Consider the following 25,633-nt stretch of genomic DNA (forward strand, 5'->3'; position numbering starts at 1 on the left):
TATACCCTCTAGGGTATAATGTCAAGTTTATTTAGGTATAAAATCCTATTAACTGACTAGATAGGCTGACACAAGAAGTGGCAGTCTATTGCATTATTTAAAGTTATATTCAGTGACGATTTCATTTGCTTCTACTACATTAAAATATCGAACCAAATTTTTACTGCAGTAACTGCTATCATTAAGGCTAAAATAATCTGCAATATATGTGTATTCATTTTCTTACCAGCTTTAGCTCCAAGCGGTGCTGCTATTAAGCTCGCAACGATCATAATTAGAGCTGGCCAATAGTCAACTTGGCCTGTAACTAGTTTACCAACACTTCCTCCGATGGAAGAAATAAAGGTGACCGCTAGACTTGTTGCAATTGTCATACGTGTTGGAATGTGTAGCACGGTTAACATGATAGGAACGAGTAGGAACCCACCTGCTGCTCCAACAATACCGGAACCCACCCCTACAATTAAAGCTAGGATTGCTGCTAGTGGCTTATTAAATGTCACTTCATTTAGTGGCATATCATCTACTTGTTTTTTCGGTACAAACATCATCACTGCCGCAATAACAGCAAGAATACCATACACGACATTCACAGCCTGTTCCGATAAGAAGCTAGATCCATAACTACCGATTAAGCTACCAATAAGAATTGCTCCACCCATATAAATAATGAGTTGTTTGTTGAGATATCCACCTTTACGATAAGCCCATACTCCGGCAATGGAAGCAAACAGTACTTGTACAGCACTTATTCCTGATACTTCGTGAGCAGAAAATGCTACTAGACCAAATAAAGGGGGAATATATAATAGCATTGGATATTTAATAATTGATCCACCAACACCTAACATTCCGGATAAATAAGAACCAATAAATCCAATTGCAAATATGACGATGATAAATGATAAATCCATTGACAAACCTTCTTTCTAAATTAGAAAAGCGAGTAGTTATTGCTACTCGCTATTTGGTTTTCATTATGCTTTTTGAATATAGAAGTAAAGAACGTCCTCTTCAGTTTTGTGTTCTAATACCGTGTGGCCACCTGATTTTGCCCATGCAGGGATGTCGTTCAATGCGCCTTTATCCGTTACAAGCACTTCAAGTACTTCTCCAGAGTTAATGGAGTCGATTGCTTTTTTCGTTTTAACGATAGGCATTGGACATGCTAGTCCTTTTGCATCTAATGTTTTTGTAATGTTCATATGAATTGCTCCTTTGTATTTATTGTAGAATATCAACCGAAATCTTGGGTCTATCAACCTTTTTTACAGAGTTTCAACCGAATTCCTTAGTCTATCAACCTTTTTTACAGAGTTTCAACTGAATTCCCGAGTATATCCACCGTTTTTACAGATCTTCAACCGAATTCTCAAGTGTATCAACCGTTCTAAACTAGACTTCGCCGACACCATAGGTTAGGTCGAAAATTTATCTAACCGCACAACGGTTAGGACCAATCTCCATTTCCGTTTGTTCGTCATTATCTGGAGAGATTTTACCCATGTTAACTTGACGAATTTGTTCGTACGCATTTGGTTGTGGTGGTAAATTATCTGTAACGGTGCTACGGAATTCAGCCTCGTCTTCGATGTTCAGACCATGGTTATCTTTGAAAAGATCACCAAGACGTCTTGCTACTGTACCATCTTCATTTAACTCATCAATGATCATGAAGTGTGCAGGTAGAACGACTAGATCTTCTGCTAGTTCACGGTAACGAGTATATAACGTTTCACGTAAGTCTCCTACCCAGTCTTCAGCAAGTCCTGCTAAGTCTGGACGACCAATAGAATCAATAAATAAGATATCACCTGTTAGAAGGAACTGATTATCAATAACAAATGAAGTTGAACCAATGGTATGGCCAGGTGAGTAAAGTGCATTTACATCAATTTGAGATGATCCAATTTTCACATTTAAGCCGTCAGTTAATGCTGTGTAATCAAACACTACTTCTGATGCATCTTTTGGTGGTAGATAGTACGTTGCACCAGTTTCAGCTGCAATGTGACGTCCACCTGAAATATGGTCCGCGTGTAAGTGTGTATCAAATACGTGCTTGATTTCTACACCTTTTTCTTTTGCAAAGCTTGTAAATACATCCGTGAAACGAACTGCGTCAATAATTGCCGCTTCCCCTTCAGAGATAACCATATAAGATAGGCAACCTTTACCGAGACGAACAAATTGATATAGCTCGCCACCGTTATTTAGATCAGCAACTTTAATTGGCTCTAGGTAGCTGCTCCAAGATTTCATACCACCTTCAAGGTATCCTACTTCACGGCCTTCTTCAGATAGCATTTCAGCAACCATGACAGAAGATCCTTCTTTTGCACAAACTACTAATACATCTTTATCCGTTGGAATCTTCGGTAGAATCTCTTCTACACCATCTAATAGTTCAAAGTAAGGGATATTTAAATACTCAAACTTATGTCCTTCAATTTTCCAATCTGCAAAAGCGTCTGCGTTTCGTACGTCTAAAATAAATAATTCTTCATTATCGATTACTCTTCTAGCAACATTTGCTGCTGTCCATTTGTTTACCGTCATCCTCCAAATTACCCCCCTAGGTATATCTACGTTTATTTTTTTGCAGTGGAGAAATTCCCCACTGCATGAAGTTTTTTAATCAAATTAGAAAGTTAATGTTGGTGCTGCATCTTTTGCATATTCTAGGAATGTTACTGCTCCACCAACTTCTATTCCATCAACGAAATCTTCTTTTGTAAGCCCCATAACGTCCATTGTCATTTGACAAGCAATAAATTTAACGCCAAGCTCTTGCGCCATTTCTACAAGTTGTGGAATTGAAGGTACGTTTGCTTTTTCAAAACCTTCAGCGAAGTGTTCTTTTCCTGCTGGCATTTCTAAAGCATGCATTCCTTGCTTGTGGATTAAGTTAAGACCTTCGAACGTAAAGAAGATTTCAACCTCTTTCTCTGAAGCTGCTGCTGCTGTTGCGATATTGAATACTTTGTATGCATCAAACATACCACCGTTTGCTGCGATAATTGCTACCTTATTTGACATAATAATTTCCTCCTAAATATCCTTTGTTATTTTTCCGTCCCACTCCGTCATACCTGGTAGAACGTTATAAACTTTTGAAAAACCATTCTTTGTTAAAAGTTGAGCTGCCAAGTCAGAGCGTTTCCCCGTACGGCAGATTACATAGATTTCTTTTTCTTTATCCAGTTCCTCTAGGCGTGATTCTAGTTCTCCCATTGGAATGGATTTTGCACCTTCTATATGACCAAAGGCATATTCAGCTGCTTCACGTACGTCTAAAATTAAGCCTTTACGTGATTCGATTGCTTCAAGTGGAACAGTGTGTTCGAATGATTTTTCCACTTCTGGCTCATTGGAACCTTTGCGAATGTAATGATAAAGTACATCGCCTTCTTCTACTGTTCCTAAATATTGATGGCCAACAGTATTTGCCCAGGCAGCTAAATCTGCCTTAGATCCTTTGTCTGTTGCTTGCACTTCCAACACTTGACCTTCAACAAGATCGGTGATTGCTTTTTTCGTTTTCACAATCGGCATTGGACATGCTAAGCCTTTTGCATCTAGTTGATGATTTGCTTGTATCATTTGGTTACCCCCCATGGTATTATTTTCATCAAAAAAATAAAGTGATGTTGACATCTATCTTATACCTGCATGGGTATAAATTTTAGCAATAAAATAGTCGTTATCTTAAACGACATTTATGTGATGCCTTTTTGATGTTCCCACTGATTTCGCTCGTGGGAAATTAATTACATGACCTATAATATACCCCATAGGGTAAAATGTCAACCCGTTCATTTATATTTTATTGTGAATCACGCTTGAGTACATGTATAACAAGATTGAGAGCATCTACCTCACGAATAGGTGTATCTATTTCACAACGGGATCATCTCACTTACGAATGGGGGCATCGGATTTTAACAGGGACCATCTCACTCTTTTTTGGGTTCATCTGATTTAGGAACGGGAGCATCCACCTAAAGCATACATGCATCTCACCCCACATCACCCACATTTACAGGTAATTGAAACCAAAAACTATGCACGTTGTCATCTGTATTTACACCAATCGCACCACCGTGATGCTCGATGATCTCTTTTGATATCGCTAGCCCTAATCCAGAACCACCTAATTCACGTGACCTTGAATGGTCAATACGGTAAAAACGTTCAAATATCTTTCCCTGTTCCTCAGATGGGATCGGTTTTCCAGGACCTGTTACAGTGAGTTTATACGTTGAACGATAATTTTCACCTTTAATTAATATTGGCCCTGTTCCTTCATAATAGCGAATCGCATTATCGATAAAATTACTAATGACTTGTGTAATGGCACCACTATTGACCAGTACATCATTATTTTCAACATCAGTATGCACCTTAACATTCGATTGCTCCAAAGCCCAACGAAACATTTCAACAGATTGACTTACTAGTTTCTTTATATTTACGACGGATTTCTCTGTAAAGTTCTGTGTTGATACGTGGTCCCATTCTTTCAATTGCTCCATCTGCTCAACTAAATGAATGAGTCGCTTCGATTCCTCATATAGGGATTGGTAAAGCTTTTCATTTCCCTCAACCACTCCAGTTTGTAATGCACGGAGATAACCATTTAGGTTTGATAATGGTGTACGAAATTCATGAGATAAATCGGAGACTAGCTTTTGACGTTGCAGCTCATTGTCCTCTAATTGTTTAACTAAATCATTAAAGTGACTAACCAATTCCCCAATTTCTCCCTCGGGTTTCACTACAATAGGTTTAGGGTACTCACCCTGCTTCATCTTTTTAGTGGAATAAATTAGCTCTCTCAATGGATGGATTAGCTTTTTGGTTAAATAGAAATGCGTGAGACTACCGATAATAATCGTAGAAACACTAAAAATCCATAAGTATTGGAAAAGTGTAGCTTCAAACTGGTCTTGTTTTTGACTACTCATGGATACTAATCCATCAGCTAATACGCAGGCGGTATTATATATCGCCCAGCTACTAAGACCTACAAATGCTGTAATGACTACAATATTAATAAAAGTTAGGCGAAAAAGAAATTGTTTGGGAACAAATGCATTTCTAAGTCTATTCCGTAACAAACTTATACCCCATTCCTCTAACCGTTACAATCCTTTTTGGTTCAGCAGGATTTTCTTCGATTTTTTTTCGTAGTTTTTTAATATGAGCATCTATTGTTCGATCCAGTACTAATTTATCCGCATAGGGATACAATTGATCCATGAGATTTCCCCTAGAGATTACTGTATTCGGGTTTTCCATAAAATAAAAAAGTAGATTGAATTCATGTTTTGTTAATGGTATTTCCTTATCAAATAGTAATACCTCACCTTTTCGAGGTTTAATACATAACCCATCATGAGTAATCTTTTGGCAAAATTGTCCCGTACGACGCAGCACTGCCTCTATATGCGCAAGAAGTTCCTCCGGCTCAAATGGTTTCACTAAATAATCATCTGCGCCAATTTTTAAACCCTTCACTTTATCCTCAGTACGTGATTTGGCGGATAGCATAATAATAGAAACTTCATTTCGTTCTTGTGCTCGAACCCACGTACAAAACTCTTCACCACTAATTTTTGGAAGCATTAAGTCCAGTATAATTAGGCAAGGATGGTTGGTTAAAAAGACTTCTTTTGCTTCTTCTCCATCTGCGGCTTCTACCACTTCATAGCCCGCTTTCTTTAAATAAATCCTAATGAGTTCTCGTATCATCTTATCGTCTTCTACAACTAATATCGTTTGTTTCATTCACTCACCTCTTGCCACATTATACTATACGCTCTATTCCATCTTCTCAAGCACTTCTAACTTTTATCATATTCCTTCCATGTGAAAATTTAATGAAAATTAATCAATTTTTATTTATATCTGCTCTTTTTTATCAGTCTTTCACCTAATACCATTAATTAAGACAGAAAAAAAGATTTAACATGTGATTGTCCACTTTAAATATTAAAAATAAGGTGAATCAAATCCAAATTTAAAAAGGAGCTTCATCAGTATGACAAACTCCTTATATCGTATATTTAAACTACTATACTTTTGTAGACATTTATCAATGTTCTAAATTTTTTCGAAAAACACTGTAATTGTTCTACAAACCATATATCGGCTTATTTATTTCTAACTTCGATCGTTTCAACAATTTTGATCGCACCTTTAACAGACTGTACCATAGCGCAATTTTTTATTGCTAATTCCAGGGATTTTTGTACTTTATACAAATCTAAATTCTTGCCACTAACAATGTAATGAAGTGCAATTTTCGTAACTCTATTTGCTTCTTCTTCATTTCGTTCAATATCTGATTCAATCTCTATCGAATCAAACGAAATGCGTTTCTTCTCTAAAACCTTCTTTAAAACGCTCCCACTACAACCTGCAAGTGAAGATATAAGTAACTGTACTGGTCGGAAGCCAATTTCGGGATTACTTGAAATATCTAATTTACCATATTCGAAGTCCCCTTGCACTTCACCATTCTCTCCCACATGAAACTTCACATTTTCTCCTCCTTTGATATAGAATCAGAAGATTAATCCATCTTCTCAAATTCTTGAACCATTAAATCATAATTCATTGCTCCAAACGCTCTATAGCTGATAATACCATTGGAATCAACCATATATGTGGTCGGAATTGGCTGGATTGCATAGAGATTCGCCACATCTAAATTCGTATCCATTAATATCGGAAATGTTAACTTGAAATCGTCCTTAAACTTCTCCACGTCTTCCACACTTTTTTCTGTGTCGGATAAATTCACTGCTAGTATAACAATATCCTTGTCTTGACGAAATTCTTCCATATCTGGCATTTCTGCTCGACATGGAGGACACCATGTTGCCCAAAAGTTAATCATCACTCGGCTACCACGGAAATCAGAAAGTTTTACAGAGTCTCCAGTTAACGTATCTAATTGAAAGTCTGGTGCTTTGTTACCAACTTCTAAACCAATAACAGGCTCTTCTGTTCCTGTTTCAACAGCCTGTTCATTTTGGGAATCATCCTCTTCTTCTACTTTCTCTACATTCTCAAATCGATCTGCAGATTTTCTATTAGAATCGATAAAATCAAATACTGCCCAACCTAACATACCAATAACAACAACGATAAGTATCCACTTCTTCATAGTATATACCTCCTGAATTTTATCCTAATCTTGCTAACCATGTATCTTGTACTAAATCTAGTAAAAACCCTGAAATACGTGGCATTAATCCAAAGAATAGAACTAATCCCATGATAATCATCATGACAGCACCTATTTTCATAATGACTTCACTATGACGTACAATCCATCTCGTTTTACCAATGAAAAACGTAAGGATTACAAACGGTAAAGCGAATCCAACTACATACATCAATGTATAAAATATTCCTTGACCTGGATTACTAGCAGATAAAAGCAATATAGAACCGAAGATAGGTCCAATACACGGTGTCCATCCTGCGGCAAATCCTAATCCAATAAAGAAAGTACCAAGATATCCCGCTGGTTTTTTCGTGTAATGAAATCTTCTTTCCTTCATTAGGGAAGGTATATTAATCCATCCGGCTATAAATAAACCCATCACGATAATGAAAACTCCCGCTATTCGCTGAATGAGCAATCCGGAATCTCCAATTAAAAGCTGTTGTGCCCACTGTCCTAGAAAAGAAGCACTTGCACCTAAGCTAAGAAATACTAGTGATACAGCTAATAGAAAGAAGAAGGAATGAGCAAATAACTGTCGAACCATTCTACTATCTTTATTTCCCTGCAGTTCTTTCACACTAATTCCGGTTATGTACGACATATAAGCTGGAAAAATTGGTAAAACACAAGGAGATAAAAAAGATAAGGCACCAGCACCTATCGCCAAAAGCATTCCCACTAATAACATCGTATCCGTCTCAATAATACCCATTATGCATCCCTCTTTCTTAATTTATAAGTCAGGCCACCAATACTAGTAATGAAAATTACTCCAACAAACCAAGGTGCCATCATATAACCAAAGACCGTAACAAATGGCTGAATCAACGCTAAGCTAACCATTCCAACAGACCAAGCTGTTACAAGAATGATTAACAAGATGATGACATTCAATCGCTCCCGTAGGAAAAAGAATATACCAATTAAAATTGCCAGTAGGATTACATATCCGAACGCATACGAATTATCCTCTACAACCAATTGAATAAACTCGTATACAAACGAACTAATTAGAAATAATTGAACAAAGGATTCCAATAAAGGAAGTACTTTCATATTTTTTCGTTTTGACTTATAAAGAAGCAACAAAGCAATTAATACAATAGCAAAGTAAAATGCCTTTGAGTCACTCGGATAAGCTAGAACCGACAGTGGATCCGAAAGAAAGGTGGAAAGATTTAATACAATTTTCCCTAACCAAATAAAGATTACAAAGTTGATTAATTGAGAGGTTAGTTCTTCAATATGCTTTTTCTTTTGTCCCTTCTTCAAGTCACTATATATATAGAAGAAAAGAAACCCTATTGCTAAACTGAGAGTAATTATTCCAATTGCTGTTAATTTGCTTGCTATCGCCATTGCTTGTTCCTCACTTTCAATACACTGCCAATTGTATCTTACCCATCTAATGTGAAAATTTGATGAAAGTCATCCATATTAATTCAACAAAAAAAAGAGACCATAAGTCCCTTTAAAGTAGCATATTCTCTTACAAAAACTCCAGCCATATTTTTATTGCTGTACCTAGTATTAATATGGCTAATATCCATTGCAATATCTTTGTATTAACTTTTTTCCCAAAGTTAGCTCCTAGAGGGGATGCTATTAGGCTCGCGATAATCATAATTACCGCTGGTATGAACACTACTTGGCCCGTTAATATTTTCCCAGTAGTCGCCCCAATCGAAGAAATAAAAGTAATAGCTAAAGACGTTGCAATAGTCATACGGGTTGGAATTTTTAACACTAAAAGCATAATGGGTACTAAAATAAACGCACCAGCTGCTCCAACTATTCCCGCACCAATACCAACTAGGAAAGCTAGAAATGCTGCAAGCCATTTATTAAAGGTAACCTGTTCTAGCGGGATATCATCGATGTCTTTTTTTGGTACAAACATCATAACTGCTGCAATAGTTGCAAGTATTCCATAAACAAAGTTCACTCCGCCACTCGTCATCATTTGAGAGCCATATCCACCAATAAAACTCCCTATTAAAATACTTACGCCCATGTATATGATTAACGTCTTATTCAGGTATCCACCTTTTCGATAGGCCCATACGCCACCAATTGTTGCAAAAAGTACTTGTACGGCACTAATTCCAGATACTTCATGTGCCGTAAAAGCAGTTAATCCTAACATTGGTGGAATATAAAGCAACATCGGATATTTAATAATCGAACCACCTATTCCGACCATACCAGAAACAAATGATCCAATAAAACCAATCAAGAAAATCGTAATAATAAACAAAATACTATATTCCATGAAACAACCCCCTTGTAGGAGGGGACTCAGAAAGGTGAGTCTCCTTATCCTTCAACTGCACAGCGGTTCGGCCCTGTTTCCATTTCTTTTTTCTTTTCTTCTTCTGGGCTAATTTTCCCCATATTCGTCTTCCGAATGTCTTCATAAGCATTCGGTTGAGGTGGTAAATTTTCTGTAACCATTTTTCTAAATTGGTTCTCATCATCTACTTGTAATCCGGAATTACGATCATAGAGGTCGCCCAACCTAGCGGATACTAAACCACCCTTACCTAGTTCTTCTGCAAAGGAGTAATGAGCTGGCAAGACGATTAAGTCCTCAGATAATTCTTTGTAGCGATTATAAAGTGTTTGACGTAAGTCGCTCACCCAATCTTCTGCTAAACCTGCTAAATCAGGGCGTCCAATGGACCTAACAAAGAGAATATCTCCTGTTAGTAAATATTGGTCATCAATTAAGAAAGAAGTACTTCCGATAGTATGTCCTGGTGAATAGATTGGTCGAACTTTTACAGTTCCCCCTACTTCAATATCTTTTCCTTCTTCCAAAGGTGTATATTCAAATGTAACTTCTGTAGCATCTTTAGGAGGTAGGTGATATGTTGCTCCTACCTTTTCTGCTAGTTGACGTCCTCCAGAAATATGGTCTGCATGTAAATGGGTATCGAGTACGTGTGTAATCTTTACTCCTTTTTCCTTAGCAAACTCTTCATAGATGTCTGTCATTCGGCTGGTATCAATGATTGCCGCTTCTCCGTTTCCTTTAATAAAATAGGATAAGCATCCCTTCCCTAAACGAACAAATTGATAAAGCGTTCCTCCTCCACTTAAGTCGCCAACCTTAATGGGCTCTAAATGTTCACTCCATAATTTCATACCGCCTTCGAGACTATACACATTAGGGAATCCGTCATCCTCCAGTAATTCTGCAACCATTTCGGAGGAGCCTCCTTTAGCACAGACAACGATGATCTCTTGTTCTTTTTTCTTAAGCTTCTCTGCTACTGGGTCCACACCATCAAGCAAATTAAAGTATGGTTCGTTGATTACTTCTACTTTGCCACCTTCTATTTTCCAATTGTCAAATTCATCAGTATTGCGTACATCTAAAATGAGTGTTTCTTCGTGTTGAATGACCTTTCTCGCTAACTCTTTTGTTGTCATTATTTTAACCATGAATATCCTCCTATCGATTAAAATGTCAAGGTGATATTGGCGTCTTTTGCATACTCAATAAACGTAGCCGCCCCACCAACTTCAATTCCCTCTAAGAATGCCTCTTTCTCAATACTCATCACATCCATCGTCATCTGACACCCTATTAATTTAATATCTAGTTCTTGTGCGATACCTACTAACTCCTCTATGGAAGGTACATTTGCTTGTTTGAATCCTTCCTGAAAGTGTTCTTTCCCTTCTGGTAACGGGAGATTTTTATGTGCTTCCTTATGAATTAAATTCAACCCTTCAAAGGTAAAGAAAATACCAACTTCTGCATCGGATGCAGCTGCTGCCGTTGCTATATTAAATACTTTATACGCGTCAAAAAGATTTCCGTTTGCTGCTATTATTGCTACTTTCGTATTTGCCATGTAAAATTCCTCCTATTGTGTTTTACTTCTTCTTATCTAGTGGACCACCCCATTTATTCATCCCAGGTATAACGTTCTTTACATTTTTGAAGCCTTTTTCAGTAAGTATCTGTGCAGCTAAATCACTACGATTTCCGGTTCGACATATCACATGAAGATCGTTCTCTTTATCAACCTCATTAAAACGCTCTTCAAGTTCGCCTAAAGGAATATTGATAGCACCTGGAATGTGACCAAATGCATATTCTGCAGGTTCCCGAACATCTAAAATGGTAATGGATTCGTCTCCGTCTATTTTCTGCCGAAGCTCTTCTAAATCTAGAACATCCTCATGTTTAGTCTCTTCCTTTGTTTCTGCTTCGGATGCTTTTCTTATATAATGCTTTAATAATTCACCATCTTCTACGGTTCCTAGATATTGGTGACCAGTACTGTCCGCCCAAGCCTTCATATCAGCTGTTGATCCCTTATCGGTAGCCTGTATCTCAATTACATGGCCTGGTTCTAAATTGGTAATTGCCTTCTTAGTTCTTACAATTGGCATTGGACAAGCTAAGCCCTTTGCATCTAGTACTTCATTTGCATTAATATCCATAACGAGTCCTCCTTACTTCTCTACATCATCTTTCCAAGCTAACATGCCACCTGTCATATTCGTGACATCATATCCTTTACTAATTAAAAAGTTACATGCATTACCACTTCTGCCACCCGAACGACAAACCATATAATGGTGCTCGTCTTTATCAATTTCATCTATGCGTTCTGGTATTGCTCCTAACGGAATATGTTTCGCACCCGGAATTTTCCCTTCTGCTACTTCGTCATCTTCTCGAACATCAATGATACTTATTTTTTCTCCTGCCTTTACTTTCTTCGCTAATTCTTCTGCTGAGATTTCTTTCATCTTTTTCCCTCCAAATACAATATCATTGTTATAGTCTCCAAATGACCAATTTCTATATGTTTAATGTTTTAGAAAATAAATTAAATCAAACGTTTGCTATTAAGAATTCCAATTATTATATGGGATTTTTATTCATGGGGAGAAAGAAGGAAAAAGTGATTGTAAATTAAACAAAAGAAGTCCCCAAAATCATTATTTTGGGGACTTCTGCACTTAATGCTATTGTTTCCGTAGTACATATAATATTACCGGTACGAGCAACATGGAAATAATTCCACTACCTATTGATAGCGTAGCAAAGCTTGAACCTGCTACTACCATTCCAGATAAAGCACCACCTGCTGCTCCAGACAACGCGATGAGAACGTCTACTGTTCCCTGTACCTTTGCCCGATTTGCTGGTGTGGTACCATCTACAATAAGTGCTGTTCCACTAATTAATCCAAAGTTCCAACCTAGGCCCAATAGAATTAAAGCAATGGTTAACATGGCAATGGAATCCGTTGGAGCATATGCAGCCATAACACCTGAAATCATTAGGGTAATACCCGAGGCAATTCCCATTACCTTACGTCCGACTCTATCTACAAGTACACCTGTCAATAGGGACGGTAAGTACATGGCTCCTATATGAAACCCAATAATTAGTCCAACTGCTGATAGCCCATGGCCATGTTCCTCCATGTGTACTGGAGTCATCGTCATTACTGCTATCATAATAATTTGTGTGACGACCATAACCGTTGCCCCAATGGTAATCGTACGTTGATTTAATTTGGGTGCGTCCTCTGTCTGATTAGTATTAGCATCACCTTTTATATCATTAGCTGCAAGTGCTTGAGCTATTTTAAGTGGGTCGGGACGCAGTAATGCAAAAAGCACCAAACCTGCAAGGATAAAAGCAGCCCCAGCCAATATAAATGGTCCTGCTAATGCTGGTACACCGATCGAAGTTGCAAACTTACCCATCACACCGACTAAGTTCGGTCCTGCTACCGCACCGAATGTTGTGGATACCATAGCCATACTTACGGCAGTTGCGCGTTGCTTTTCACCTGCTAGATCCGTTCCAGCATAGCGAGCTTGCAAATTTGTAGCAGTTCCTGCACCATAGACTAATAAGGCAATAAAGAGAATAATAACATTATTAAATATTGCTGCGAACACAACACCCGCAGCACCAATACCACCTGTTATGAATCCCGAAGCAAGACCTATACGACGGCCAAACCGTTGGGATAGATTACCGATAATGAGTGCTGCACCAGCGGAACCCAGCGTAAATAATGCAATAGGAAGACCAGCTAACGTGTTAGAGCCCAGCATATCTTCCGCAAGTAGTGCACCTACTGTAATACCAGCTGCCAATCCTGCACCACCGAGAACCTGCGCGATAATAACGACAATTAACGTACGTTTATATAATTGCTTTTGTTTCTCAACGCTATCTATATATGATTCAATAATATCTTTCTGTTTATCCATAAGCTCATCCCCCTATAATAATATTATCTCCATTCAACCCATACCCTAAGGGGTATCTTTAAAATCTATAACATTATATATCTAAAGATTGAACTACCCACCACTTAACTACTCTTCCAAGCTGTTTGAAGTGGGGGATTCCTAAGAACACCTTCGTACCCGAAAGTTTTGATTAGGCTATCCCCGCAGTCCCTGCGGTTAGAAGTCTTATTGCTTCATTTTTAAGATTTTGTCCTGCGTTCACATTCCTTTGGTGATGGACGCCACATACACAGGTCCATTCACGCAAATTTAGATTTTTAACGTCTTTATTTTTGTGTCCGCAACTCGAACATAATTGAGAACTCGGGAAAGTCTTACTCACTTCCACCACCGTCTTGCCGTACCACTCTGCCTTATATTTCAACATGGCCTTCAATTGATACCAAGACACATCAGCGATAGATTGTGCAGTTCTTTTGTTTTTCATCATGTTAGCTACTTGCAGACTTTCTATCCCAATAACATCGTGGTTTTTGATGATATCGGTAGAGGTCTTATGTAAGAAGTCATTCCGTTGGTTTGCAATTTTTTCGTGGAGGCGAGCTACTTTGATTCGTTGTTTATTCCAATTACTAGAGCCGATCACTCGTCTGGAAAGTACTTGTTGGGCTTTCCGTAACTTGTGCTCTGACGACTTCAAGTAGCGGTTATTTTTGTATATCGTTCCATCCGCAAGAGTAGCGAAGTCTTTTAAACCTAGATCAACTCCGGTAATAGCGTGTGTTTTTGGCAGTGGAACCACTTCTGTTTCCACTAGGATCGAAACAAAGTACTTACCGCTTGGATTACGCCGAATGGTCGCGTTGATAATTCGACCATCTACTTCCCGGCTTTTAGCAAATCGCACAAGACCAAGTTTCGGTTACTTGATGTGGTTATCACGAACAGCAATATTTCCATTCGTTTGTTTGGTGGTATAGGACTGAACCTTATTCTTTTTGCTTTTGAATGTAGGGGCATAATTTTGCTTCTTGTAATAGCGTTGGTATGCATCGGCAAGGTTTTCTACGGACTTTTGAAGAGAAATACTATCAACTTCTTTTAAGAAAGGGTAATGTTCTTTTAACTGGCGAACCGCTTTAATAGCATCATATTTATTGAAATAATCACCTTTCCAGTTGTTTGATGGTAGTTGTCCGTTTTGCACCATCTCTTGGACCTTGTACCAATACGCATCTTTTTGCTTTTGTTTAGCCAGGAAGTAATTAAATACAAATCGGCTACAACCAATCGTATTATTGATTAGCTCGATTTGTTTTTGATTAGGAAAAATGCGAAATCTAAACGTTTTTTTAACTAACATGGACTCACCTCATCGGACCGGAACATATGTTCTAATTATACCACAACAATATCTTTTTTGGCTATAGCCAATTGAAATTCATCTCCCCCTTATCGCTGGTCTAAAGACCTTTTCGCAATTGAAGAGGGAGTCTTCTGTCAAATAATGATAAACTTTGCAATATACCTTTTCACACCAAAATGAGTAGTTCTTCGCTAGAACTACTCCCCTTCTCCAATTTTTATTTTCATTCTTCCATCGCGATATTTAGCAAATGGATCACCTTGTTCGCTTATCATTAATCCTCCGTTTTGGAAATGGACAATTTCCTTCACAACTTGTGTTTCTCCACATAATTCCACTTCTATTTCCAAGTGATGCCAAAAGCTATGTCCATCCGCATATTCTACTTCTGAGATTCTATAATCCTTCACACGATAATCATGTTGCTTCAAATATGCAATTTTCTCTTGATAGAATTGTTTTGCTTGTTCTTCTGTCAATGAAGTGCCGGCACTAATGCTGCCCACCTCATCTATATGTTCTCTATCATATATGTACAAATAACTATAGGCTTTATCAAACTTCCCATCAATGATTGCTTCATAATACTTATGAATTAATCGCTCAGCTTCTAATTCGGGAAAGAAAGTTTTCCTTATTCCATTCCAAGCAAATGTAATAATGAGTACAATTAGAGCTATAATAAGAACACTTTTTATAATACGTTTCACACTGTTCCCCCCAGAAAGTTATACAATTATCGTACCAATGTTTATGCAGTTTGGGAACAGGATTTCAATTTCTTCATTCGATAAAAATACAATCCCAACCCTATTGATTAGAGTTGGGATTGTATGTTAATCTGCTTTCCTTAGGGCTCGCATTACTAAACTAATCACAAAGATTAAGATAATAGCCCCGATCAACGCCGGGATAATTGAATATCCCCCGATTTCCGGCCCCCAATCTCCTAATAATGCTGAACCAATCCATGCTCCGATAATACCGGCAATGATGTTACCGATTACGCCACCTGGTATATCCTTACCGACGATTAGACTCCCGATCCAACCTAAAATACCGCCAACGATTAAACTCCATATAAAACTCATATAATTTCCTCCTATGTCTTAATAGATTTAATAGGGTTATTATATTCCCCGATTTGAATAATTTTAATCAAGCTGTACAAGGATATTATGCCTTCCTCACCAAAGATGTATCCATTTTTAGGAAGCTTGTCTTTTCTTCTCTGAATCATCATATACATGATTATAGGAGGTATGATACATGAATCAATGGATATCGATCATGCTTGTAGCAGCAACCTATATCGGAACCGTTATTGGTGCTGGATTTGCTACGGGAAAAGAAATTGTAACATTCTTTAGTAACTATGGAGCACTTGGGACATTTGGGATAATAGTCACCTGTTATCTCCTCACCTTCTTTGGTACGAAGATTATGCTTATCTCTGCCCAGATAGAAGCCTATTCTTATAAGGAATTTAATGAATATATATTTGGGAAAGCTTGGGGAAAAGTGATAAACTTCATGATATTTATTATCGTGATGTCTGTAAGTTCTGTTATGTTATCTGGGGCTGGGGCTGTTTTTCATGAACAGTTAGGTATTCCCTATCTAGTAGGTATATTAGTAACCATTCTATTTGTTTACTTAGTGGTCATGAAGGGACTGAAGGGCTTATTTGCTATCAATTCGTACATTGTACCTTTAATCATCCTTTTTAGTTTGTTTATCTTCATTTCTATTTTCGATCAAAATCTGTCCTTATTAATAGCTCCTTTCTTATCGATAGAAATGCCGAAAAACCCTCTTTGGGCAGTATCACCTTTTACATATGCATCATTTAATGTCGTTACAGCATTAGTAGTGCTTGTACCATTAGGCAAGGAAGTAAAAAATGAAACTGTACTGCGATGGGGAGGATTCTTTGGAGGGCTTGGACTACTTATTCTATTGCTATTAAGCCATTTTTCATTATTAGTTAATCCAGGAACATTTGCATTTGAAATTCCGATGGCAGAGATTGTGAAATACTTTGGTAAGTTTATCCACTTACTATTTTTACTCATTATCTTTAGTGAAATATTTAATACAGTTACAGCCAATGTATATGGAATCAGTCGTCAATTAAAAATGAGTTTTGGTTTGAAATATAACCATGCTGTATTAATAGTATTACTGATCATATTTCTGATAAGTCAGCAGTATAACTATGGAGAATTGCTCACAGTGCTTTATCCACTGTTTGGATATATTGGTTTGTTCTACTTAGTTTCCCTACTTTTGAAGAAAATACCTAATAAGTAGAAAAGAAAAGCAGCTTGCTCCTCGTACGGAACAAACTGCTTTCTTTTTATATGGAGCAAGTTTACTAGATTTTTTGATTACTAAGAGCGGCTTTAATAATTCTCGCTTCCTCTGGAGTGATCGTCTTGATTTTTTTTATGAAGTAATAGTGTTTAATTAAACAGAGGATAATCATGACAACTTTAACTAAAATGATGTCTACATATATAACAGAGAAAACAATGAAGAAGTCTGCTATAAGATTTATTCGAATTTTTTCTTTCCTAGTCATTCCTTTATTCTCTTTTAGTCGGACGACATATTCTTTATAGAACGTTGTGCCCTTGAACCAGTTCTCCACTCGTTTGGAACTTTTTCCAAAGCAAAACGCTGCAAACAAGAAAAATGGCCCCCCCGGAAGTACAGGTAGTACGGTTCCAGCAACACCAATCCCAAATGAAATAAACCCTATGACGACAAATAGAATACTTCTTATATTTTTTATGGTAATCACCTTACCTAAATTTAACCTAAAATTTAATAGCCTTAAGCTTACAGAGCAGTGATACTAGTAATCATTTTACACCTAAAACAGAGTATTTTCAAAGAAGGGTGACATAATCGCTTATCATTATATATTCCTTTCTTAAAATATTATGTACTTCGAAGTTAAAACGGAAAAAATATTGTTTCTAAGAAAAGCACTTGTAAACATCATTTCAACCACCGTTTTCTTCCAAATTGATGTTTATAAGCCTTCTTAACTTCTTTTCAATCAATGATTTCATAGCAAAATGATGTTAATAGGCCCTCTTAACTTCTTTTCAACCAATGATTTCATAGCAAAATGATGTTAATAGGCTTTCTTATCTTCTTTTAAACCAATGATTCATAGCAAAATGATGTTGATAGGCGTTCTTTACTTAAATTCTGCCTATGAACAACTCCCTAAATGATGTTCAGAAATGGATCCACATAAAAATCCTATCAAAATGTAATTTCACAGTTTGATAGGATTTATCCCGTTACATTTTTATATCTTTCTTAATTGTTCTAAGACTTGCTGTGCTCTATAGCCAACCTCAAAATCGTATATCCCCGACTGTTTGCCTTGTACAGCTTTAACAAGCTCATTTATCAAAGTATATTGGGATGAGTTTTCTAATGGTATTTCTTTTAATTCTTCGCCCGTTTTCCCTGCTCGGAGTAAACCCCAATTTTCAATTGATAGTACTCCTTCTGTACCATAAGCGGTGTATCCAATATATTCATTTCCAGCAGCTTCACTTAACCCTTCGATTAATACTGGAGTTCCATCTGAAAGCTCTCCTGTTGCGATAATTCCAGTTTCACACTTCGTAGGATCCGCAGGTAGTTCTAATCGGGTTTGGATATTTTTAATATCACCAAAGACTTTTATGATTTGCTGAATAAAGTGTACACCAACTTCGAGAACAAACCCACCTTGTTCACGTCCACCTACCCAATTATTTTTCTGCCAAAGTCTTGGCCAATTTGGAAAATACATGGTTAGATGTATTCTACGTAATTTTCCTACATAGTTCTGCTCCACCATATTAGCAAACTGAATAGCAGCTGGTTCATAATTCATTGGAAAGTTCATCGCATGGACTACATTTGCTTCCTTTGCAGCCTGGAACATCTCTTCTGCCTCTTCTAAAGAATTTGCTAATGGTTTTTCGCAAAGGACATGTTTTTTTGCTTTTAAGACATCCATAACTATCTGATGATGGAGCTTTGGTGGCACAGCCACATAAACTAAATCTACATTTTCATCATCTATTAATTCTTTATAATCAGTGTAAGCCACTATCCCGCCGAGCGCCTCAGCAGTATCTGTTGCCAACGACTCCAATTGGTCACATACTGCAGTAACCTTTATCTCAGAATGGTTTGAAAACTGTTTGATTAAGCGTTGTCCTATTGCACCAAGGCCAATAATTCCAATATGTATCATTCTTTATCTCCTCGCCTTATGCTTACTTTTTTCTATCTGTAGCATAAATAATATTATCACAAATCGAATAGAACTATGAACTTTTCGTGAAAAGGTAGGTATCTATAGCGGGAATATAGTAAAATACAATTGATTGTAATTTTATATAAAGTAGGGAGTTGAAATAGATGAAAAAGGCTTTTGTTATGGGGATTGTATTATTGTTCTCTCTTGTGTTAGTTGCTTGTGGTGATGATACTACAGAAAAAGAACCAAAGGATATTAAAGAACTTGTACATGACTACAGTGTAGGTAGTTTTGACGATGTTATAGCTTCAATTACATCACATGAACTCATTGTTACTGATAGTAATGAAGAAAAGACGACTTATAATCTTCCAGAGGATGAGTTTTTCGTTTCCATCGCACCATTTATACAGACAACTCATAAGTGTGCCATTCATAGCTTAACCGGCTGCCAAGGTGAGCTTGTGGAAAAAGAGTTTGATGTATATATTGCTGATGAGGAAGGTAATGTCGTTGTTGATGAAACAATCACTTCCTTTGATAATGGGTTTATTGATATTTGGTTACCACGTGATAAAACTTATCAAGTGAAGATTGAGCATGATGGAAAAGTAGCTGAATCTGAGATTTCTACTTTTGAAGGTGACAATACTTGTATTACTACTATGCAATTATTATAAGATAAAGAAGATGAAGCATAAGAATAATATAATGGTCAGCGCGTAAACCTCGCTCCGGAAATATACTACGCTTTCCGCGGGCGGCTGGTGAGCAAGGCTGCTACTTGAATTAACTTCTTAGCAGCCTTGCACCGAGGAAGCTTGCTACGTAGCATTACTTGCAGACGCAGGTGCATTCTCGGGGTCTCACCGAAGCCTATCCTCCCACAGGAGTCGTCGTATATTTCTGGGGCTAATCTAGTGTTTGTTCGCCTTTTACTACCCTTGATTGAGTTTTGTCCCAACCTTTATCTTTACCCTTAACCCTATCTCAAGCTGTAAATTCCTTGATAATCTCTACCACTTCTATTCTTCCATCAATCAATAGTTCGGGAAGCTCGTTGTTCTTATTGCCTTTCCAGTATTCTCTTGCTTGTTCTATTTTCTGGGCAAGGGGTATGCCGTCTTCTTTAGGCAGAAGATTACCATCGCCTTCGAAGGCATTTCCATCTACTTTCAGTTTAACAATCTGCAATACGTTCCGATTATAAGAATCAAATACCTCTTTCCATTTTATAGCTTCTTCATAGCTTTTTGCAGCGTATAGGCAGGACAACCTAGAAGGATAGCTCGGATATTCCTGTACTCTAACAAGTTCAACTGCTATTTCCCTTATCGCTCGGATTGTTTGGCTTACATACCTAATCGCAACTTCACTATCTTCTTTATTTAAAGTTAAGCCCTTTTCTGACACATGACCATACATAATCTGAAAAAAGTCTTCGCTCTTAGAATTTAGTTGTTCTTTTTCAAAAAAGAAGTGGTATAACGTATTTTTCTGGTCTTTATTAAAGGTTATTATTTGCCCTAGACTCATTCTTTTCCTAGTAACAAGATGATAAACGTATTCTCCGGTAAGCTTCATATGTATGTCTCCCTAGCATTATCTCTTTTCAGTTAAAATTACCACTTAAAGCTTTTTCCCACTCTTCTTCCTTTTCATCATGGTAATAATTAAGCATTCCTAATTTCCATTTTTCATCACCACGTGCAAACCAAAGCGAGACATCCTCTTTTATACTCTCTTTCCCATTTTCCATGATGACTAAATCTACTGTACCTTTTGGATAAGTGTCATCTAGTCGTACCTGAAGTTGTTTGAAATCTACAAGGTAAACACCTTCATCTCTTAAGTCTGTCACTCGTTGAATCCATTCCTTTTTAGCTTCTTCATATGAGATGGTCGGTTCAACATCTGACTCTCTATCAAAATAGTAAATACTCTCAAACGCTTTTTCATAGTTTTGTTCGATCACGTTTTCCAAAACATTCTTAGCAGCATTTTTAGATTGAGTTTGATCGATTAATCCAGGTAAAAATGCAAATGTTAACAAACCAAGTATTACTACAACAGCAAAAAAGGATAATAACTTTTTCATGGAACTCCCCTTCAAAAAAACATAGTTATAGTTAGACACCTGCCCATACTATCTATGAATATTCTAACACAAAATTCTGACTCCTCACTTGCAATTTTCAAAATAGAAAACTCACACCGCTAATTACGATGTGAGTGTATAGGCAATTTCCATTCAGTTTTCATCCAAAGGTTTAAATGCACCTGTTCTACTAATCCTATCTGCAATCAAATAAATTACAATATAAATTGGAAACGAATATATACTCCTCCACTCCTTGGGTGTATAGAGACCAAGCCACTCAAATAGATACTCACCTATGAAAGCTGATATTGCAGCGAAAATAACTGCTTTTAAAAAAGGATTCGACTTCGGTTTTATTTGTAACCAAAACATGACCGTTACTGGCAATAGCGTAAAATCCCATGGTACATAAGACGGGATAATCGGTAGGGCTTTCCCAGAATAATGCCAGATACCAAATACGACTCCTAGAAAATCTAATAATGATGCAATTAAAATAACAAATAAACCTGCCAGAAGGAGTCGTGCTTCACTTCCACGTTTACGAAAAACGAACCAAATAACCCAAGGAACAACCGAGAATAATACCGAAACCCAAAATTCCCATTGCCACAACGTATTTTCTTGCCAATAGGCTAAGTAATCCATTTCAGTACGATGGATTTGTTCATAGAATTCGCTAGTTTCCTTAATTTTTTCTTCATCAAGCAGTGGTTTCATGGTGTCATTACTCCCAGTATTTATTTGGTAGTAATAGTATGGTTCACTTTTTCCATTAATATCCTACTTACACAAAAAACACCCGTCCTCATTGGTATTCCAACAAAGACAGGTGTGTTCCATCGCCTTTTTAAGGAAGCTTTCTAGCTTTTTCGTACAAATATTGTACTCCATACAATAGATAAGCCTTATAGTGTAAATATATGAAAAACTGAATGTGGTTTATTCCGTTTAAACTTATGATTTTGTACCGTTTCAATATATCAATTATCGGAAAGGCAAACAATGCGTCAAAGATTAGGTTCAATATGACAAACTTCTTAAAGTTTCCATATGTATATTTAAGAATCCACATCGATAATGGTGCGTATGGTCCAATGCTAAATGGAAGTTCATCCTTGAAAAATGAATCTTTCTTATCATAAAACTTCCACCAACTCCGTTTATGTCCATATAAATGATTGAGAATCTCAAATACAATAATGAAGATTCCAGCAACCGAAAAACGTTGCACATTCCGCTTACCAATAAATAGCAAGCTCATCCACGGAAGTATGATAATAGCTAGATTAAATAGGAAATGTCTTTTTGTAATCATGTTTTATTCACCTCAACCAATTTCTGAACTCTTTCTTAAAGTGTCCAAAAGTCATGAAATAAACCGTTCAGAATTCATTGAGTTGCAGATATACCTATTAACGATTTTGATCCCGATAACTCACTAATAGATTAGACCTCGAAGCATAGGTCATAAATAGGAAATAGGCTATAATCGTTAAGAAAATCCCCGATATGTATGGCAAGTTGATTGTAATAGAATATAAAAACCCACCTAACACAGGACCGATAATACGACCAAGCGAATCAAATGACGATAAATATCCAGTTGCGGCACCGTGCCCCATTTTAGAGTATTTCGTTAACAACGAAGAAACACTCGGTCGAATAACACCATTACCTACTCCAAAGATAGCAAGAAATATTGCTGCTGTAGTAAAGTTTTGTGTGAAAAGGATCAGGGCAAATCCAAGTGCAGATATAATGATACCCATTTGTATGATTGCACCTTCCCCAAACCTTTTGGTCAATGCTCCCATTGACCCTTGAACAATGGCACTAGCTAGTCCCATTATCATAAAAATATATCCAAGTGTAAGCGCATCTAAACTTGCTTTCTCTGCAGCGAAATAAGCGTAGGTTGCTTCTAGTCCAGATAACGATAGAGAAATAAAAAATTGGAGAAAATACAACATGGCAAGAGGTCCACGGATTACTTTTCTACGTGAATCCCTGCTAGAAGAGTTTGCATGATCACCAGTTACACGTAAGGATTCCTTTAAAATAAATAGGACAAATAATAATGTAATTAGTGAAACTACCCCAGCAAGATAGAAAGGCGTTTGTAAATTGATATTTGTAAAAACACCACCTATTGCAGGGCCGAAAATAAAACCAAGACCTGTAGCTGCTCCAATGATCCCCATCCCTTTCCCACGGTCTTCTTCCGATGTAATGTCCGCAACATAGGCTGTTACTGTAGGCATATTCGCAGCGGATAGTATCCCACCTATGATTCGCGCAGCAAATAACATCCAAACCTCAGTGGACAATGCTAATAAAAAGAAAGATAAGGACAAGCCAAAAATTCCAATCATAATAACTGGTTTGCGTCCAATACGGTCGGATATTTTCCCCCACATTGGCGCAAAAAGGAACTGCATTAATGAATAGACTGCCATTAATAACCCCAGTTCGGTAGGGGAGGCACCTAATTCCTCAGCATAAAAAGGAAGAACGGGAATAATAATTCCAAATCCGACCATGACAAGGAACATGATCATAAATAATATAGGTAATGCCTTTTTTAACTCCACTATAATTCCACCCTTAAAAGTATAAAAGAGACTCTATTTATTTTTTATATGTAGTGAATGAATCATGTTTATTGTAAACCTAGCCTTTTGAAATAACAATCTATAGTTAGAAAAACTCGCATTCGCTCGTCCTTTAGAGAATGCGTTAGTTTTTCTTATGCAAGCGGGAAAGATTGTTATACTTTTCTATTTGCCATGGAAAAACAGCAGGAGTGAATCCGTCCTTACACTTCACTCCCACTGTTTATCTATGAATATGTGACTTTAACAATTTTGTGTACTTCATTTCACCTATGGTTTTAATACAACTTTAATACAGTTATCCATTTTCGTATCAAATATTTCATAGCCATGCTTTGCTTCTTCTAAAGGTATGCGATGAGTTATAATGTCACTTAGGTCTACTTTTCCAGATGCGATTAAGTCATGTAAATGTGGCATGTAATGGACGACAGGTGCTTGACCGGTCTTAATATTAACATTACGCATAAAAAAGTCTCCAAAAGGAAATGCATTATATCTGGAAGCATAAACGCCCGTTACTTGTACATTCCCACCTTTTCGCACAGCCTGGCTAGCCATAACTAACGCCCCCATTGAACCCCCATGCAACCTTAAACCAGTTGCAAGAAATTCTAAATCAGACATTTTTCCGTCCATTCCTACACAATCAATGACTACGTCCGCTCCACCTTTCGTCATCTCGCGCAAATACTCACCAACATTATGATGATCCTCAAAATTTATAATCTCCACATTGTTCGTCCGTTTTGCATGTTCAAGACGATAGCCTACGTAATCCACAGCTATCACTCTTTTTGCACCTTTTAACCAGGCGAACTTCTGTGCAAGCAGACCTACTGGGCCACAACCGAGAATAATCGCGGTATCTCCTTCTTTTAAACCCGAATTATCCACACTCCAATATGCTGTAGTTCCTGCATCCGAGATTAATACTAAATTATCATCGCTTACTTCGCTATCTTCGGGTATCTTAAAGGGGGTGAAATTCCCATATGGAACACGCATATACTCTGCTTGACCACCTGGATAGCCTCCCGTTGTACCAGAATACCCGAAATACGCTCCCATTTCTCCATTGTCATTTGAATTATCACATTGACTTTCTAGCTCATTTTTACAAAACCAACACTCGCCACAGCTAACGTTAAATGGAATGACGACACGGTCCCCTTTTTTCACCTTTGTTACATCAGGTCCAACTTCCTCTACAATCCCCATCGGTTCATGCCCAATAATATAATCTTCTTGGATATTTGGAATCATACCATGCAGAAGATGAAGGTCCGAACCACATATGGCAGTATTTGTTAATTTTATGATAATATCATCTGATTTCTCAATACGCGGTGCTTGTACTTCTTTAACAACAACCTGTTTAACTCCCTGAAAGGTAACAGCTTTCATTGGTAATCTCCTTTTTACTATGCCTATTATTTTGGTGGTGTTGGGAATAACCCTTTTCGATTGTTATTCGCTGGAAAGAGGTCCATTCCGGCGATTTCCACAGCAGTTTGGGCGGCTTTTAAATCTAGCAATTGTTGTTCACTCATGTCATATGGAAATACCCATTTCTTTTCTACCATTAAATCTAAAATCTCCGCTTGTAAATCAATAGCCGCTTCCATCTGATTTCGTATCGTTGTTCGAACCTCTGGACTCGCCGCTTCCGTCAATGCAATCGAGTAATTCCTAATCCCCTCCTTTATGGTGATTAAAAAATCTAGTGCTAATGACGAATCAATAAGCTCTGGCATACCTACCGAGTTTATTGGATCTAAATAATCATTCATGGTTC

At 37.3% G+C, this 25,633-nt stretch carries 30 protein-coding genes and 2 pseudogenes; 2 read left to right on the forward strand and 30 right to left on the reverse strand.

From position 1 onward, the window contains the following. Positions 1-134 precede the first annotated feature (134 nt). The 21 genes and pseudogenes from TE34_RS19295 to TE34_RS19390 all read right to left on the reverse strand — a co-directional run bounded on the left by TE34_RS19295 (position 135) and on the right by TE34_RS19390 (position 15,934). Positions 135-914: a sulfite exporter TauE/SafE family protein gene (locus tag TE34_RS19295; RefSeq protein WP_047986442.1), complete on the reverse strand. Its 780-nt coding sequence runs from the start codon at positions 912-914 to the stop codon at positions 135-137. A 63-nt stretch (positions 915-977) separates the two neighbouring features. Next, positions 978-1,205, reverse strand: coding sequence for a sulfurtransferase TusA family protein (locus tag TE34_RS19300; protein ID WP_047986443.1), 228 nt, complete (start codon positions 1,203-1,205; stop codon positions 978-980). Between the two features lie 226 nt (positions 1,206-1,431). After that, positions 1,432-2,559: an MBL fold metallo-hydrolase gene (locus tag TE34_RS19305; RefSeq protein WP_047986444.1), complete on the reverse strand. Its 1,128-nt coding sequence runs from the start codon at positions 2,557-2,559 to the stop codon at positions 1,432-1,434. 84 nt (positions 2,560-2,643) lie between these two features. Next, a complete protein-coding gene (locus TE34_RS19310) occupies positions 2,644-3,039 on the reverse strand; it encodes a DsrE/DsrF/DrsH-like family protein (protein ID WP_047986445.1) in 396 nt (131 codons plus the stop codon). 12 nt (positions 3,040-3,051) lie between these two features. Next, on the reverse strand, positions 3,052-3,603 hold the full coding sequence (locus TE34_RS19315; RefSeq protein WP_047986446.1) for a sulfurtransferase TusA family protein: 552 nt from the start codon (positions 3,601-3,603) through the stop codon (positions 3,052-3,054). Positions 3,604-4,019: 416 nt separating this feature from the next. Then, a complete protein-coding gene (locus TE34_RS19320) occupies positions 4,020-5,120 on the reverse strand; it encodes a sensor histidine kinase (protein WP_047986447.1) in 1,101 nt (366 codons plus the stop codon). Then, entirely contained in the window at positions 5,107-5,790 is a 684-nt protein-coding gene (locus TE34_RS19325; RefSeq protein ID WP_047986448.1) for a response regulator transcription factor, read from the reverse strand. The genes TE34_RS19320 and TE34_RS19325 overlap by 14 nt, the downstream gene beginning before the upstream one ends. A gap of 365 nt (positions 5,791-6,155) precedes the next feature. Beyond that, entirely contained in the window at positions 6,156-6,545 is a 390-nt protein-coding gene (locus TE34_RS19330) for an OsmC family protein (protein ID WP_047986449.1), read from the reverse strand. A 32-nt stretch (positions 6,546-6,577) separates the two neighbouring features. Next, positions 6,578-7,174 carry a peroxiredoxin family protein gene (locus tag TE34_RS19335; RefSeq protein WP_047986450.1) on the reverse strand — a complete coding sequence of 199 codons (597 nt, stop codon included), beginning with the start codon at positions 7,172-7,174 and terminating at the stop codon, positions 6,578-6,580. A 19-nt stretch (positions 7,175-7,193) separates the two neighbouring features. Continuing rightward, on the reverse strand, positions 7,194-7,952 hold the full coding sequence (locus tag TE34_RS19340) for a cytochrome c biogenesis CcdA family protein (RefSeq protein ID WP_047986451.1): 759 nt from the start codon (positions 7,950-7,952) through the stop codon (positions 7,194-7,196). Continuing rightward, on the reverse strand, positions 7,952-8,599 hold the full coding sequence (locus TE34_RS21560; protein ID WP_047986452.1) for a hypothetical protein: 648 nt from the start codon (positions 8,597-8,599) through the stop codon (positions 7,952-7,954). Before TE34_RS21560 ends, TE34_RS19340 begins: the two co-directional genes overlap by 1 nt. Positions 8,600-8,729: 130 nt before the next feature. Next, complete coding sequence (locus TE34_RS19350; protein WP_047986453.1) at positions 8,730-9,512, reverse strand: sulfite exporter TauE/SafE family protein; 783 nt, start codon at positions 9,510-9,512, stop codon at positions 8,730-8,732. Positions 9,513-9,556: 44 nt separating this feature from the next. Next, entirely contained in the window at positions 9,557-10,687 is a 1,131-nt protein-coding gene (locus TE34_RS19355) for an MBL fold metallo-hydrolase (RefSeq protein ID WP_047986454.1), read from the reverse strand. A gap of 17 nt (positions 10,688-10,704) precedes the next feature. Further along, complete coding sequence (locus tag TE34_RS19360) at positions 10,705-11,103, reverse strand: DsrE/DsrF/DrsH-like family protein (protein ID WP_047986455.1); 399 nt, start codon at positions 11,101-11,103, stop codon at positions 10,705-10,707. 22 nt (positions 11,104-11,125) lie between these two features. Beyond that, entirely contained in the window at positions 11,126-11,698 is a 573-nt protein-coding gene (locus TE34_RS19365) for a sulfurtransferase TusA family protein (RefSeq protein WP_047986456.1), read from the reverse strand. 12 nt (positions 11,699-11,710) lie between these two features. Next, positions 11,711-12,010 carry a rhodanese-like domain-containing protein gene (locus TE34_RS19370; RefSeq protein WP_047986457.1) on the reverse strand — a complete coding sequence of 100 codons (300 nt, stop codon included), beginning with the start codon at positions 12,008-12,010 and terminating at the stop codon, positions 11,711-11,713. Positions 12,011-12,229: 219 nt separating this feature from the next. Continuing rightward, the gene (locus TE34_RS19375; protein ID WP_047986458.1) at positions 12,230-13,495 is read right to left on the reverse strand and encodes an MFS transporter; all 1,266 of its coding nucleotides are present in this window, start codon (positions 13,493-13,495) and stop codon (positions 12,230-12,232) included. Positions 13,496-13,667: 172 nt separating this feature from the next. Continuing rightward, positions 13,668-14,585: pseudogene (gene tnpB, locus TE34_RS19380) on the reverse strand (IS200/IS605 family element RNA-guided endonuclease TnpB); the annotation flags it as partial. A 146-nt stretch (positions 14,586-14,731) separates the two neighbouring features. Further along, a pseudogene (locus TE34_RS21765) lies at positions 14,732-14,840 on the reverse strand (helix-turn-helix domain-containing protein); the annotation flags it as partial. Positions 14,841-15,040: 200 nt separating this feature from the next. Further along, on the reverse strand, positions 15,041-15,553 hold the full coding sequence (locus TE34_RS19385) for a hypothetical protein (RefSeq protein ID WP_047986459.1): 513 nt from the start codon (positions 15,551-15,553) through the stop codon (positions 15,041-15,043). A gap of 126 nt (positions 15,554-15,679) precedes the next feature. After that, a complete protein-coding gene (locus TE34_RS19390) occupies positions 15,680-15,934 on the reverse strand; it encodes a GlsB/YeaQ/YmgE family stress response membrane protein (protein WP_047986460.1) in 255 nt (84 codons plus the stop codon). A gap of 178 nt (positions 15,935-16,112) precedes the next feature. Between TE34_RS19390 and TE34_RS19395 the strand changes: the two genes are divergently transcribed. Continuing rightward, the gene (locus TE34_RS19395) at positions 16,113-17,156 is read left to right on the forward strand and encodes a YkvI family membrane protein (RefSeq protein ID WP_047986461.1); all 1,044 of its coding nucleotides are present in this window, start codon (positions 16,113-16,115) and stop codon (positions 17,154-17,156) included. Between the two features lie 64 nt (positions 17,157-17,220). Here the strand turns inward: TE34_RS19395 and TE34_RS19400 are convergent, their stop codons facing one another. Both TE34_RS19400 and TE34_RS19405 read right to left on the reverse strand, forming a co-directional pair. Beyond that, positions 17,221-17,649 carry a YbaN family protein gene (locus TE34_RS19400; protein WP_236687190.1) on the reverse strand — a complete coding sequence of 143 codons (429 nt, stop codon included), beginning with the start codon at positions 17,647-17,649 and terminating at the stop codon, positions 17,221-17,223. Positions 17,650-18,168: 519 nt separating this feature from the next. Beyond that, positions 18,169-19,113, reverse strand: coding sequence for a Gfo/Idh/MocA family protein (locus tag TE34_RS19405; RefSeq protein ID WP_047986462.1), 945 nt, complete (start codon positions 19,111-19,113; stop codon positions 18,169-18,171). Positions 19,114-19,280: 167 nt separating this feature from the next. Between TE34_RS19405 and TE34_RS19410 the strand changes: the two genes are divergently transcribed. After that, the gene (locus TE34_RS19410; protein ID WP_047986463.1) at positions 19,281-19,799 is read left to right on the forward strand and encodes a CueP family metal-binding protein; all 519 of its coding nucleotides are present in this window, start codon (positions 19,281-19,283) and stop codon (positions 19,797-19,799) included. 310 nt (positions 19,800-20,109) lie between these two features. Here TE34_RS19410 and TE34_RS19415 read toward each other — a convergent pair whose 3' ends face one another. From TE34_RS19415 to TE34_RS19445, 7 genes are all read right to left on the reverse strand, one after another. Continuing rightward, the gene (locus TE34_RS19415) at positions 20,110-20,703 is read right to left on the reverse strand and encodes a DUF2441 domain-containing protein (protein WP_047986464.1); all 594 of its coding nucleotides are present in this window, start codon (positions 20,701-20,703) and stop codon (positions 20,110-20,112) included. Between the two features lie 28 nt (positions 20,704-20,731). After that, entirely contained in the window at positions 20,732-21,217 is a 486-nt protein-coding gene (locus TE34_RS19420) for a hypothetical protein (protein ID WP_047986465.1), read from the reverse strand. Between the two features lie 153 nt (positions 21,218-21,370). After that, positions 21,371-21,940 carry a CBO0543 family protein gene (locus TE34_RS19425; RefSeq protein WP_047986466.1) on the reverse strand — a complete coding sequence of 190 codons (570 nt, stop codon included), beginning with the start codon at positions 21,938-21,940 and terminating at the stop codon, positions 21,371-21,373. A gap of 130 nt (positions 21,941-22,070) precedes the next feature. Then, a complete protein-coding gene (locus tag TE34_RS19430) occupies positions 22,071-22,538 on the reverse strand; it encodes a hypothetical protein (protein WP_047986467.1) in 468 nt (155 codons plus the stop codon). Between the two features lie 97 nt (positions 22,539-22,635). Next, positions 22,636-23,814: an MFS transporter gene (locus tag TE34_RS19435; protein ID WP_084710783.1), complete on the reverse strand. Its 1,179-nt coding sequence runs from the start codon at positions 23,812-23,814 to the stop codon at positions 22,636-22,638. A gap of 291 nt (positions 23,815-24,105) precedes the next feature. Beyond that, positions 24,106-25,242: a zinc-dependent alcohol dehydrogenase gene (locus tag TE34_RS19440; RefSeq protein ID WP_047986468.1), complete on the reverse strand. Its 1,137-nt coding sequence runs from the start codon at positions 25,240-25,242 to the stop codon at positions 24,106-24,108. Between the two features lie 26 nt (positions 25,243-25,268). After that, complete coding sequence (locus TE34_RS19445) at positions 25,269-25,628, reverse strand: spore coat protein (RefSeq protein ID WP_047986469.1); 360 nt, start codon at positions 25,626-25,628, stop codon at positions 25,269-25,271. Between the last annotated feature and the right edge of the window lie 5 nt (positions 25,629-25,633).

Origin of the sequence: Ornithinibacillus californiensis (assembly GCF_001038485.1) — a bacterium.
GTDB classification, from domain to species: Bacteria; Bacillota; Bacilli; order Bacillales; family Amphibacillaceae; genus Ornithinibacillus; species Ornithinibacillus californiensis.

What these genes read in the sequence shown, in the direction of transcription:
- TE34_RS19295 (WP_047986442.1), bottom strand. Translation starts at nt 914, where the DNA reads ATGGATTTATCATTTATCATCGTCATATTTGCAATTGGATTTATTGGT.
- TE34_RS19300 (WP_047986443.1), bottom strand. Translation starts at nt 1,205, where the DNA reads ATGAACATTACAAAAACATTAGATGCAAAAGGACTAGCATGTCCAATG.
- TE34_RS19305 (WP_047986444.1), bottom strand. Translation starts at nt 2,559, where the DNA reads ATGACGGTAAACAAATGGACAGCAGCAAATGTTGCTAGAAGAGTAATC.
- TE34_RS19310 (WP_047986445.1), bottom strand. Translation starts at nt 3,039, where the DNA reads ATGTCAAATAAGGTAGCAATTATCGCAGCAAACGGTGGTATGTTTGAT.
- TE34_RS19315 (WP_047986446.1), bottom strand. Translation starts at nt 3,603, where the DNA reads ATGATACAAGCAAATCATCAACTAGATGCAAAAGGCTTAGCATGTCCA.
- TE34_RS19325 (WP_047986448.1), bottom strand. Translation starts at nt 5,790, where the DNA reads ATGAAACAAACGATATTAGTTGTAGAAGACGATAAGATGATACGAGAA.
- TE34_RS19335 (WP_047986450.1), bottom strand. Translation starts at nt 7,174, where the DNA reads ATGAAGAAGTGGATACTTATCGTTGTTGTTATTGGTATGTTAGGTTGG.
- TE34_RS19340 (WP_047986451.1), bottom strand. Translation starts at nt 7,952, where the DNA reads ATGGGTATTATTGAGACGGATACGATGTTATTAGTGGGAATGCTTTTG.
- TE34_RS21560 (WP_047986452.1), bottom strand. Translation starts at nt 8,599, where the DNA reads ATGGCGATAGCAAGCAAATTAACAGCAATTGGAATAATTACTCTCAGT.
- TE34_RS19350 (WP_047986453.1), bottom strand. Translation starts at nt 9,512, where the DNA reads ATGGAATATAGTATTTTGTTTATTATTACGATTTTCTTGATTGGTTTT.
- TE34_RS19355 (WP_047986454.1), bottom strand. Translation starts at nt 10,687, where the DNA reads ATGGTTAAAATAATGACAACAAAAGAGTTAGCGAGAAAGGTCATTCAA.
- TE34_RS19360 (WP_047986455.1), bottom strand. Translation starts at nt 11,103, where the DNA reads ATGGCAAATACGAAAGTAGCAATAATAGCAGCAAACGGAAATCTTTTT.
- TE34_RS19365 (WP_047986456.1), bottom strand. Translation starts at nt 11,698, where the DNA reads ATGGATATTAATGCAAATGAAGTACTAGATGCAAAGGGCTTAGCTTGT.
- TE34_RS19370 (WP_047986457.1), bottom strand. Translation starts at nt 12,010, where the DNA reads ATGAAAGAAATCTCAGCAGAAGAATTAGCGAAGAAAGTAAAGGCAGGA.
- TE34_RS19375 (WP_047986458.1), bottom strand. Translation starts at nt 13,495, where the DNA reads ATGGATAAACAGAAAGATATTATTGAATCATATATAGATAGCGTTGAG.
- TE34_RS19390 (WP_047986460.1), bottom strand. Translation starts at nt 15,934, where the DNA reads ATGAGTTTTATATGGAGTTTAATCGTTGGCGGTATTTTAGGTTGGATC.
- TE34_RS19395 (WP_047986461.1), top strand. Translation starts at nt 16,113, where the DNA reads ATGAATCAATGGATATCGATCATGCTTGTAGCAGCAACCTATATCGGA.
- TE34_RS19405 (WP_047986462.1), bottom strand. Translation starts at nt 19,113, where the DNA reads ATGATACATATTGGAATTATTGGCCTTGGTGCAATAGGACAACGCTTA.
- TE34_RS19410 (WP_047986463.1), top strand. Translation starts at nt 19,281, where the DNA reads ATGAAAAAGGCTTTTGTTATGGGGATTGTATTATTGTTCTCTCTTGTG.
- TE34_RS19415 (WP_047986464.1), bottom strand. Translation starts at nt 20,703, where the DNA reads ATGAAGCTTACCGGAGAATACGTTTATCATCTTGTTACTAGGAAAAGA.
- TE34_RS19420 (WP_047986465.1), bottom strand. Translation starts at nt 21,217, where the DNA reads ATGAAAAAGTTATTATCCTTTTTTGCTGTTGTAGTAATACTTGGTTTG.
- TE34_RS19425 (WP_047986466.1), bottom strand. Translation starts at nt 21,940, where the DNA reads ATGAAACCACTGCTTGATGAAGAAAAAATTAAGGAAACTAGCGAATTC.
- TE34_RS19430 (WP_047986467.1), bottom strand. Translation starts at nt 22,538, where the DNA reads ATGATTACAAAAAGACATTTCCTATTTAATCTAGCTATTATCATACTT.
- TE34_RS19440 (WP_047986468.1), bottom strand. Translation starts at nt 25,242, where the DNA reads ATGAAAGCTGTTACCTTTCAGGGAGTTAAACAGGTTGTTGTTAAAGAA.
- TE34_RS19445 (WP_047986469.1), bottom strand. Translation starts at nt 25,628, where the DNA reads ATGAATGATTATTTAGATCCAATAAACTCGGTAGGTATGCCAGAGCTT.